This is a genomic window from Microcoleus sp. N9_A1, assembly GCF_036701795.1.
In the GTDB taxonomy this organism is placed as follows: domain Bacteria; phylum Cyanobacteriota; class Cyanobacteriia; order Cyanobacteriales; family Microcoleaceae; genus Microcoleus.
Window position 1 is genome coordinate 66,541 of the sequence record NZ_JAUBRI010000033.1, and the last position, 10,101, is coordinate 76,641.

Sequence of the window (10,101 nt, forward strand, 5' to 3'; positions counted from 1 at the left end):
TATGCGATTGATTGTTGATTGCAGCTTCAGTGTCTGTAGTTGCACAAAATGCACTCTCTGTGCAACTACAAACCGCAGTGATTAATTATTACCAAAGATGACTCCACCCAAACACAGGTACTTGCTTTCCGAGGCTATCGAGGGTCTAGAAGAAAAATTAGATTACAGAGTTTAAGCTTCCAGATTCATCTGTTATCGAGTAAATCTAAAATCTAAAATCTAAAATCTAAAATCTAAAATCGACTGACTTAGGAACTTTTGTTGTCCGGTGCTTAAATTTAGGAACTAGCAAACAGTCTGTCCCAAGTTTTGCCTCCCACAACTCCGTCTACAGGAATATCCGCTTGTCGCTGAAATTTTTTCACTGCATCTTCGGTTGTCGGACCGAAAACGCCATCAATTACGATCGGGTGTCGGGACAAGCCCCGCGCGTTCAACAACTTTTGCAGTTTCTTCACATCGTGCCCTTTCGAGCCACATTTTAAAATCCTTTTATGGTGTCTTACTACTGGTTCGTGGCAATCATTAGTGGGGCAAATTGCGCTGCCCGCTGTATAGTTTGCTGCATTTGCGCCAGTCAAAACTAATAAGCCCAGAACTGCAAGTAAATAATAAAAAGTCTGCGATCCAACCATACTTTCCCTGTTAATTTTCTCAAGCGTTTTTTGCAAGTTGGACGATTGTTTGAGGGTGAGAAACCGGGTTTCTGGGATGGGGGCATCCAATCTCGATTCACCTGGTTTCTGGCAACAGTCAACCGACATTCTACAATATAAGTGGCTTTACTGCAAAATCTCCGATCGTGCAAGTTAAATTTTGTTGCTCTTTGGTAGCAGCAAACGTCACAATTACTTCGCAGGCAACTGCAACCGTCAGCATTACCAAGTTTCGCGCCAGCGGGTAATCGCAAACGTCATCATTCGCGGCTGAAGGAACCCGATAGTGTTGGTTCCAAATTATTTCGGAGTAATCTGCAGCTAATCCGACGTGTACGCATGGAAGGGAGGCACTCGCACAGTAATCCTTGACTGCTTGCCGCCCGACACTGTTATCAAAAGTATCGATGACTGTGGCGCTGTTGGCAAGCAGCCGATCGGCATTTGCGGGTGTCAATTCTTTTGAGTGCGCGTCAATGCTGACTCCCAAAGCGCGGTAGAGGTTGTTGGCGAGAATTTTGGCTTTGAATGCGCCGATGTCCGATCGATAATAGGGTTGAGTGGAAAGGTTGCGCTCCTCGATGCGATCGCGATCGATGACTTTTAACTGACAAAAGCCCGATCGCGCCAGACTCTCTACAATATTCGCACCCAAAGCACCCGCGCCGCACACCGTTACCGGGAAATTTTTGATCTGGGACATCACTGCGGCACTTCTGTAAAGTTGTTCGTGAAAAAATATACTCATGACAGTTGACAGTAGACAGTTGATAGTTGACAGAATTGATGATTTTTATCGATTTTCGACTACTCCGACTAATGACTGCAAGTCGAAATCTTTGTCCAAGCCACTGAGACAAATGCCAGCACTCATTACTGTTAAGTCATTTTTGGCGATCGCAGAACTATGATGTTCTCCACTGCCGCTAGTCCATTCAACCAGCCAATAATTTTCGCGGTCGCAAAAATCCCGCAATTCACCGCCACCCATTTTCAACGCCCGCTGCAAGCGCTTTTCTTCCCGCACTTTCGGATCGAAATCTTTAATATTTCGGGACACCAACTCATAAACTGTTCGCATTTCCGGTGTCATCCCTTTAAAGCGAACATCTTGAGGTAAAATCAACTTTTGTAAACCTGCTTTTAACTTCTCAGACGGCAGCGGATCGGCGCGTCTGTCTATCTCTTCAAACCACAAACAATCACCGTCCCAGCGCGCAACAATCGGCTCAAACTGCGAACCTTCACTTACTAAATGGACTGGTACGGGTTTCGCAACACCAGTGCGCTGTTTAGCATCAGATTCGTTAACAGGATATGCCAGCCAAGTTTGCCCTTGCAGCACGCAAGCCAAATGCAAGCGAACGGGTACAAGCAGTTGCAAATACTCGGCAACTTGCGGCAAACTCGGCTCCTCAATCACCGCAGCTATTTTCTCATTAATAGGGGTAAAAATAGCCCATCCTTCAAATTTTTGCGGCTGGGGTTGAAAAGTATAAACCATTGAGCTAACCCTGATCCGCACGCTTCCTCCGCGCACGCAAGGAGCTAGGAATTGGGTATCGAGTAGCTGCCCTTCTTGGGCCGCGAGTTTGCTGATAATTTTGCGGATATCTGCCACTGAATTGACCTCCGTAATCTTACAGGACTTACGCATAGGGAATCAGAAACCTGGTTTTTTACGAAAATATTTCGTTCGCGCCCGCCGATTCGCTAAAAAACCCGGTTTCTATGCGTCGGAATGCGTAATTCCTGTCTTATTTTTTTTACATAACACACTTTTACATCAAACAAACATAAAGATTTATAAACAGTCTTGACACAAATGAATATCCTAATATAATATTGAGCGAGACTCCAAATTTTACCTTGTAAATATCTAAAGTAAATATGCTGCAAAAGCTCTTTTCTAAGTTGGTTGTAGTGACAGCTCTCACACTTCCTATTTTTGGCTCGGTTCAGGTAGCTAAAGCTCAGAGCACCTATGGAGCTACTGCTTATTCTGCGACTACTGACGCCACTGGTATTAGTTGGGATCATGCTACAAAGCAAGCAGCACTAAACGCAGCAGTACGCTTCTGCAATGAAGAAACCGGAGGTGCGAACGACTGCAAAGCGCTGACCTATAATAGGAATAATTGTGGAGCGATCGCCGTAGGTACAGGAGGAGCAGGTGCGGGCTGGGGCGACGATCAAGAAGCAGCAGAAGCTCAAGCTCTCGCCGCTTGCAGCGAGCTAGATGGCGGTAACTGTAAAATCAAGCTTTCAGCTTGCAACGACTAATTAAAGTGATAAAAATTGGTCGGCTCAGTGTCTTTTTTTGGTCGTAAAACCGGTTAAAAAATAGTAAAATTAGGGTGCGCTAGGCGCACCTTACCAAATACAAATCAGCGAAAAGTAGGGCGCACCATGTGCACCTTACAGTTAATCTCCTACTTCGGAAGTAACTGCATCAGGTGGCAGCAAACTTTCTAATCTATCTTTAGACCAGTATTCAGTAGGGTAAGCGAGTGCAATAATATCAGAGAGTCTAATCAGCCACGTAACTTGTCCGTAAGCATCGATATTTTCCGCCTGTTCGTTAGGGGGAACTATCACCAAAAGTTCCGCAAACTCCCCGAACAAATTAATCGGGATGCCGCCGAAACTGCTATTATTTGTTTTAATCCAAACTTTACTGCCTCGATCGAGAGCTTCTTGCAGTCGCTGGGAGAGCAAACTGGATTTTTTGACCTGGGATTTTTTGGCTTTCGACTTTTTTCCCATAGTTTTAAGAAGTTAAAGTAGTTGTATTGTGGGTTGCACAATGGGCTGAGATTTAGTACGATCGGGCTTTGGCACTGAATTGACAATGAAACGGATAGAAGCAAAAAGGTCGATCGCCCGATCGGCACCCCATCAGTCTAGTCTATAAGAAAGTGCTGTACTGCGATCGTAATAACAATTTAATCGGAAAATCGGGAAACGATCTGCTCTGCGGTATCAATTTACAGAGTCAGTCAACGCTCCCCGTGTTTATACTGTGTCCAAATGTACTATAATTAATTGGCGAAATCTTCCCAAATCGTTTAAGTAAAACAATGGACTGGCGAAAGCTCATTCATCCCAACCCGAAAACTTCAACAAGTCAACCAGCAGCGCCTGAAACTCGATTGTCTGTAGAATTCTTGCTGGGGCTGTTTGCGGCGGGATGGACAGAAAAGCAGGTGTTAGAGAAATATCCCGCACTCACTTCGCCCAAGCTGCGCGCGGCTTTGGCTGGTGCGGATTCCCAGTTAGTGTCATCCATCGCCAATCCAGAGTTACGAGAAATTATCGAGAAAACTAGAGAAGAATTCTGAATCGGGAAAAAGTTGCCGCTTGAGGATATTGAGGGAGATGTTTGGGAGTAATATCAAATACGGTTAGATTAGAATTATATCGCGAACACTTGCGAGATCACATTGCACTCCGAAAATTCTGCGATTCTGTTTCTGCCAAATGTCGATGATGTTGACGCATTCCCTCTAGCATAACTGGGTCTGACGGATCGAGTCCATCGGCATCTTCATCAAGCCCAAATTTTGTGCAAATTTCATCAAGCGTCTGAGGTTGAGTAACTCTTGATTTAGCTCGTTTCAGTGCCATTAACAAGCGAGTTGCATTAGCAGGAGAACGCAACAAGTAAAGCGTTTCTAGCAAACTTTCTAATTCTGCCTCAGAAATCAAAACTGCATTTTTGCCGTTTGGCCTAGTAATGACGATTACTTCCCCAGTTTCAACAGCACGAGTGCACAGGTTTTCTAAATTTGCTTCAGCTTCAATGTATGTAATCTCAGTTGACATAAAATTTTAACTCCCACTAACTTAAGGTCTAAACTTTTATCGCTTTACTCGTAGTGATAGCGCCCTTTCAGAAAATTAACACGGTCATCACTCACTAAATAAACAATACGATGTTGTTGATTCAATCGACGCGACCACGCGCCAGAAAATTCGTATTTTAGGGGTTCCGGCTTGCCAATTCCTTTAAACGGGTCTCGCAGAATTTCTCTGACCATTTTGATGAAGCGTAACGCCATCTTGCGGTCAGTTTGTACCCAATATTCTAGGTCTTCTAAAAACTCAGGCTCGAAAACGGCTTGACGTTCTACGCGATCGCTCTCACCCTCAGCACTCATCTGGCAAACCCTGGATCATTTTTTCAACCTTATGCTCTCTGCTAGAAGATATAAGGGTAAACACTGCCCACCAGCATAACTGACGGGCAATGCGTAAATTATATCACTTGTCATCCCTGACTGGCAAAGGCACATCCAGAATTTCCATCAACAACTCCAGCCGCGAAGGACGAGACAACATCGGCACTAAATTCGGCAACGAGTAATAATCACCCGCAAACGTAAACGTTTCCACCGACACTTGCTTCTCCTTCAATTGCTTTTCAACATATTCGCAGTAAGCGCCAACTCGCACAATCAGCACATCAGGAATTACCCCCAAACTGCGGCAGTAATTCTGATAAGCATCTGCCAAATAAGGTGCAGAATTTTCCCCTTCATCTGTTACGATAATGAACTGCTCGACAACCTGCTTCTTAATCCGCATTGCTTCCACCGCGCAACCGCAGCTAGTGCCGCCACCAGCGCGAATGTGCTTGAATGCGCGCTCCCAATCGGTCAATTCGCTGCCGTTTGCTTGGACTGGGTACGGCATCGTGTCAAAGGCGTAGACGAACAGCGCAGCTTCGGAAATGCCCGAAATCATAGCAGCGAGACGTTTGCCAACTTCGACCGCACTTTCCATACTTCCCGACTTGTCAATCAACAAACCGGTTGCTTTAACAATCTTGCCGCGCTTCTTCACCTGTTCGTTTGTCACCGCTTCCAGCTTCGCCGCCGTGGCTGCGTCGAATTTCGCGCCCGCGCCCGCAACACTCGCTTTGTAAGCAGAAACCCGATCGCACTTTGTGGCTTCATCCAGCTTCGAGTCAATCAACTGCTTGACTTCCGGGTGATCCATCGCGCCGCGAGACTGAATCGATTTCAAATTGTTGATGACTTCCTGCGGCGACATCGAGTTAATCAGCGCTGCTAACACCGTTGGCGTTAGCTGTCTGATCGCACCAACTGCGATCGTATACGGAATCTTGTACTCAACAATCAAATTCGCCTGTTCCGCAGGTGTCGCCGCCTTTGCTAACTGCTTCAAAACGAATGCCAGAGAGTCTTCCGGCGGATTGTCTTTAAACAGAATAGCATTAGCTCGATCGCTCGGCTTGACGTGCAGCGTTGCGTACAAATGCTTCATCGCCTTGCGGTTGCGGATGGCGGCGCGATCGAAAAACTGCGGATTCTTTTCCCGCGATTTCAGGTAGCGAGTGACAGCAGTGCGCGCGCTGCGGGGCACCTTATTCTGGTGCTGCTTCATAAAGTCCACAATCCGCGAAACCTCGTAGGGAGGAAACTCTTGCAGCATCATAAAACCGGCATCTCGGTGTTCCGTCAGCGCCGAGGTTAGCAAATTTCCGACAAAAACTTCCTTGTGGTCGCGCACGTCGCCTTGACGCTGATACCACACCGCTAAGTGACCGTAAAAAATCGGGTCTAATTCGACAATTAACTTGTGAATTTCTGTCACCTTTTCCAATTGTCGGTGAGGAGTGGTGAGCAGACTGTTGAGCATTTCCAAACGTAAATCGCGTTCTAATACATTCATTGGTGCTACCTCCCAATTCGATTTTCGATTTTTGATTTTCGATTTTTGATTGTAAGGAATATCCAAAAATCGGCGGTTGGCAGTTGTTGCACGCTAGCGAGTGAAATTTAAAAATCACCGCGCAAGTTTGGGGAGCTTTTTTTAGTAAACCTATGGCTAAACCTAATAGGGTCTGTATGTAAGCTCTCGCGATTGGGGCGCGGCAAAAACTGCTATTGAAAATTATTTGAGGGAAACTGTTTCTAGTTCAAGGGATCTCAAGTCTGGTTCAACCCAATTAATCCGAGCTTCCCAAGACATCAGCCGATCGCGGGTGTAATAGCGAAATGGTAAAGTGCGATCGGCATATTTTGCAATCAAACCGTTAGCCAGATGTACGATCGAGCGATTTTGGCTTTCATCGGCGAGATACCCGCGAATAGTTCGCACCCAAAACAGAGTTAGTGTTTCGTGATACCCGCTATCTTTTGTAGCTTCAATTCCTTGAGCCGAATTGTAACGTTTAATGCCATTGCGAATCGCATTTATCGCTTCTTGCTCTGAGTCATAACACAGATACCAAAGGGCAACGGTTAAATGTGCTTCGTGCGTCCATTGACTTCGCGACAGGTTGCCTTCTTGGAAGGCATGAATCAGACTGTCTATCTCCTTGGGCGATCGGTAAATTGCCAGTTTTTTTCTCATGGCTAATACCCAATTTATTTTTGAGGACGGAAGTCTTCAATACAAACAGGATTACTTAATTATTATCCTGAATTAACAACAAGAGTTTATAGCGCCTAAAAGGTCACTTCGCGCAAGTCAAGAAAGCCGTTGGCACATACGCAGGAGTTGAACCCGCGACCAGTTCCTTAAAAGGGAATTGCTCTACCAATGAGCTAGTATGTAAGCTTCCTTTGTTGGGGCGCGAAGTGGAACTTTTCAGCGCCGGATAGATATAAAAAATTCAGCTATAAAAGGCAGCGCACAAGTCAGAGAAGCTTTAGCCTCGCGGCAAGTAGGAATTGAACCTACAATTCGATTTTAAGTCGAACGTATCCAGTTTGTAAGCTTCTTTAGTTGGGGTGCGCTGCCTAATACGTGCTTTAAGTGAATTTCTAGCCGTAAACGGCTTCTGGGCGAACAATTAAATCGCCGCTGGGACGGCGATCCAGAACGTAAGACTCGAAGCGATCGCCCTTGACCTCAAAATGATTTGCCAGACGTTCCTTAATAGTCTTGTCGCTCATTCCTGCCGCGATACCCAGTTGGTCTTCGGCCAGATCGTAGGAACGTCCTTCAAAACGAATGTGAACCATTACCGATACCTCCTAGAGCAATTTTGGATTTTGGATTAGTAGCTTATCTGCTCTCGACTTTGGCTTTTTGTGAGACTTAGCAAATTGCCAGTATCGGTAAAGATTCACGAAGTCTGATAATCTTTACTGAAAGAATCGCCGTTCTAAATGATAAGCTTGTTTTATTTTGCGGATTTCCTCAGCCTTTTTGGTTGATTCTAACCTGGCAGAACTTGTCTGTTCTGAATCCGCATCAAATTCGTTGAAATTAGACTGATTTCGTACAACACCTGACTCGGGCCGAGTCAGTTTGTAACTGAACAGTCTCGTATAAAGTAACAACATGACCATCGAGTCTATCTTACAAGACTTTCAAATTGATGTTCGTTGAAATTTTGAGCAATATTTAGTTGTCAAGGTTCAGAATTTGCACGAAAAATACAGGTTTTTGCTTGTCCTGCGCTTTCCATATTTATATACTACATTTATACTACACAAGTGTCAAGGGGGTAGCAAAAGTTTTTTAGATAAAACTTACACCAGTGGCGAGAAACCTGGTTTTTTCAGGAAAATATTTCGTTGCTACCCGCATATCCGGTAAAAAACCGGGTTTCTTGGGTCGGAGTGCGTAAGTCCTGAGATGTTGCACCATTCTCAATAAGCTTTTTATGAATAGGCTGTCCGGCCTGTTCCACAAAGAGTGAATTTTCTTGTGGAACAGGCCGGACAGCCTGTTCGTGAGAATGGTGCAAGATGTGAGTAAGTCCCTATCAATTAAATATCCTTAACATAAGAAATGCTATTGCGAATATTGTGAAAGCCTACTGATTCGTAAAGCCGCAGCGCACCGCAGGAATTTTCAGCATCGACGCCGAGAATAGCAGTCTCGACACCGGCAGCTTTGAGTCGATGCAAACCAGCCAGCAACATTGCTCGTCCCAATCCAATTTTGCGGAAGCCGCGCCGCGTACCGAGAACACCAATCCAGCCTTCGTTTCTGCCGGTGCGATCGTTTTCCTCGGGGTTAATTTCGCAGTAGCAAAAAGCGGCAAAAGTGCCGTCTGCTGCAACAGCGATCGAATCTAGATCGTTTCTGTAATTGGGTAGAGTTGAATAGTAATTGGATTTCTCTACTGTAAAATCGTGGTGGTTCCAGTGGTCGATAAACGACTGGTTGAACATTTCTACCCAAGCTTCCGCATCCTGTTGGCAGGAGACTTGACGCAGCAAGAAACCTTCGGGAAATTGCGGTTCTGGGATTGGTTCACAGAGCGATCGCGCCATGCGGAAAAAATAGCGATCGGCCCTGAAACCGCAACTTGCGAGCACAGAAATGCGATCGCAATCCTCAGCGCGAGCCCAAGATCGCAGCTTCACGGGCGCGCTCCGCATCGCAGACACCTCGCGCATCCGCACTTCACCCCAGGCGATCGCGGCTGCTTCCACGTCGCCCGATCGCGCGTCGGGGCGGACCCGAAACGACAGCCAACCGTCGATGACTTCCCCCGGTTCAGAAACCGACAACTGAGCAAAACCGATTAATTTTCCCTCCGCATCTTCCCAAAGGCAGATATCGCGCGCTACATCTAGGGAAGGTTCGTTAAATTCTTGTTGTAATTCGGAGATTGAAGTGCCTTGATCCAGCCGATCGACTTCTTCGCAAGTATTGATTAAATGTGCGATCGCATCTAAATCGCGATCACCCGCATAGCAGCGCGCCGAGAGATTTGCTATCATAGCTAATCACCATTTCCTGTTGTTATTCAGTTTAAAAATAGCTTGGGCGATCGCACTTTTATCGATCGGATGAGCCGAGCGGTCGATCGGCATTAAAAATCCGACAACACAAACACCCCGACGCATCGAACCGCTACAGCCGTTGACTGCCATCGTGAGCGCCAAATGGGCGAAGAACGACATACTACAGACAGTTTAAAGCCTCAAAGCCTTGTGAATAGTAGGTTATTGGGGATGGGAGTAGAAGGACTTGAACCTTCGACCTTGAGATTAAGAGTCACCTGCTCTAACCAACTGAGCTATACTCCCGCATCTAACCTAGTATAACACAACCGTTCTGAAAAATCAACTATTTTTGTAAAAATTTGTGGCGATCGATCCCAATCACCCGAAAAGTCTCTCAACGGATACGCGAATGTCGGGAAATGCCAGCGGTATAACCGTTCCAGCCTCGATCTTTTGCTCTGTAGCGTACTCGCCATTCTCCCGATAGCGAAACACGATCATTTGCTTAGCAGACAAATTTAAAACCCAATATTCTTGAATTTCTGCCTCGGCATAAATGGCGGCTTTCAACTCTAAATCCTTCTTCAAGCTAGTTTGAGCAACTTCTACAATCCAAAAGATATCTTGAGGTTCGGGATGGCGATCGTTGTAACTGTAGTTTAGACTAAAAAATGAGCACAGCTAGAAGTAGCCACCTTTGAATCTCAGGCAAGCTGTTGCTCAAAAAC

14 protein-coding genes and 2 tRNA genes are annotated in these 10,101 nt (G+C 45.8%); 2 read left to right on the forward strand and 14 right to left on the reverse strand.

Features of this window, described 5'->3' with window-relative positions:
* Positions 1-278 precede the first annotated feature (278 nt).
* The 3 genes from QUA58_RS16775 to QUA58_RS16785 are packed head-to-tail and all read right to left on the reverse strand — an operon-like array spanning position 279 to position 2,277.
* Positions 279-725 carry a peptidoglycan-binding domain-containing protein gene (locus QUA58_RS16775; protein WP_333394946.1) on the reverse strand — a complete coding sequence of 149 codons (447 nt, stop codon included), beginning with the start codon at positions 723-725 and terminating at the stop codon, positions 279-281.
* Between the two features lie 40 nt (positions 726-765).
* A complete protein-coding gene (locus QUA58_RS16780) occupies positions 766-1,404 on the reverse strand; it encodes a ThiF family adenylyltransferase (RefSeq protein ID WP_333394948.1) in 639 nt (212 codons plus the stop codon).
* Positions 1,405-1,449: 45 nt separating this feature from the next.
* Complete coding sequence (locus QUA58_RS16785) at positions 1,450-2,277, reverse strand: hypothetical protein (protein ID WP_333394949.1); 828 nt, start codon at positions 2,275-2,277, stop codon at positions 1,450-1,452.
* A gap of 269 nt (positions 2,278-2,546) precedes the next feature.
* On the opposite strand from QUA58_RS16785, the gene QUA58_RS16790 reads away from it, so the two are divergent.
* The gene (locus QUA58_RS16790; protein WP_333251662.1) at positions 2,547-2,939 is read left to right on the forward strand and encodes a DUF4189 domain-containing protein; all 393 of its coding nucleotides are present in this window, start codon (positions 2,547-2,549) and stop codon (positions 2,937-2,939) included.
* 141 nt (positions 2,940-3,080) lie between these two features.
* Here QUA58_RS16790 and QUA58_RS16795 read toward each other — a convergent pair whose 3' ends face one another.
* The gene (locus QUA58_RS16795) at positions 3,081-3,422 is read right to left on the reverse strand and encodes a hypothetical protein (RefSeq protein WP_333149124.1); all 342 of its coding nucleotides are present in this window, start codon (positions 3,420-3,422) and stop codon (positions 3,081-3,083) included.
* 314 nt (positions 3,423-3,736) lie between these two features.
* Between QUA58_RS16795 and QUA58_RS16800 the strand changes: the two genes are divergently transcribed.
* On the forward strand, positions 3,737-3,997 hold the full coding sequence (locus tag QUA58_RS16800) for a DUF433 domain-containing protein (protein ID WP_333394950.1): 261 nt from the start codon (positions 3,737-3,739) through the stop codon (positions 3,995-3,997).
* A gap of 97 nt (positions 3,998-4,094) precedes the next feature.
* Here QUA58_RS16800 and QUA58_RS16805 read toward each other — a convergent pair whose 3' ends face one another.
* From QUA58_RS16805 to QUA58_RS16850, 10 genes are all read right to left on the reverse strand, one after another.
* Positions 4,095-4,481, reverse strand: a complete 387-nt coding sequence (locus tag QUA58_RS16805) for a type II toxin-antitoxin system prevent-host-death family antitoxin (RefSeq protein ID WP_333394951.1) — start codon at positions 4,479-4,481, stop codon at positions 4,095-4,097.
* A gap of 44 nt (positions 4,482-4,525) precedes the next feature.
* The gene (locus tag QUA58_RS16810) at positions 4,526-4,816 is read right to left on the reverse strand and encodes a Txe/YoeB family addiction module toxin (RefSeq protein ID WP_333394952.1); all 291 of its coding nucleotides are present in this window, start codon (positions 4,814-4,816) and stop codon (positions 4,526-4,528) included.
* A gap of 103 nt (positions 4,817-4,919) precedes the next feature.
* The gene (locus tag QUA58_RS16815; RefSeq protein WP_333394954.1) at positions 4,920-6,353 is read right to left on the reverse strand and encodes a hypothetical protein; all 1,434 of its coding nucleotides are present in this window, start codon (positions 6,351-6,353) and stop codon (positions 4,920-4,922) included.
* A 222-nt stretch (positions 6,354-6,575) separates the two neighbouring features.
* Positions 6,576-7,037, reverse strand: a complete 462-nt coding sequence (locus QUA58_RS16820) for a hypothetical protein (RefSeq protein ID WP_333394956.1) — start codon at positions 7,035-7,037, stop codon at positions 6,576-6,578.
* Between the two features lie 130 nt (positions 7,038-7,167).
* Positions 7,168-7,240, reverse strand: a tRNA-Lys gene (locus QUA58_RS16825).
* 210 nt (positions 7,241-7,450) lie between these two features.
* Positions 7,451-7,651 (reverse strand): hypothetical protein, encoded by a 201-nt coding sequence (locus tag QUA58_RS16830; RefSeq protein WP_333394957.1) that lies wholly within the window; start codon positions 7,649-7,651, stop codon positions 7,451-7,453.
* Between the two features lie 753 nt (positions 7,652-8,404).
* Positions 8,405-9,367 carry a GNAT family N-acetyltransferase gene (locus QUA58_RS16835; protein ID WP_333394958.1) on the reverse strand — a complete coding sequence of 321 codons (963 nt, stop codon included), beginning with the start codon at positions 9,365-9,367 and terminating at the stop codon, positions 8,405-8,407.
* 6 nt (positions 9,368-9,373) lie between these two features.
* Complete coding sequence (locus tag QUA58_RS16840; protein WP_333394960.1) at positions 9,374-9,550, reverse strand: hypothetical protein; 177 nt, start codon at positions 9,548-9,550, stop codon at positions 9,374-9,376.
* Between the two features lie 52 nt (positions 9,551-9,602).
* Positions 9,603-9,676 (reverse strand) — tRNA-Lys (locus QUA58_RS16845).
* Positions 9,677-9,751: 75 nt separating this feature from the next.
* On the reverse strand, positions 9,752-10,054 hold the full coding sequence (locus tag QUA58_RS16850) for a Uma2 family endonuclease (protein WP_333394961.1): 303 nt from the start codon (positions 10,052-10,054) through the stop codon (positions 9,752-9,754).
* Positions 10,055-10,101 lie beyond the last annotated feature (47 nt).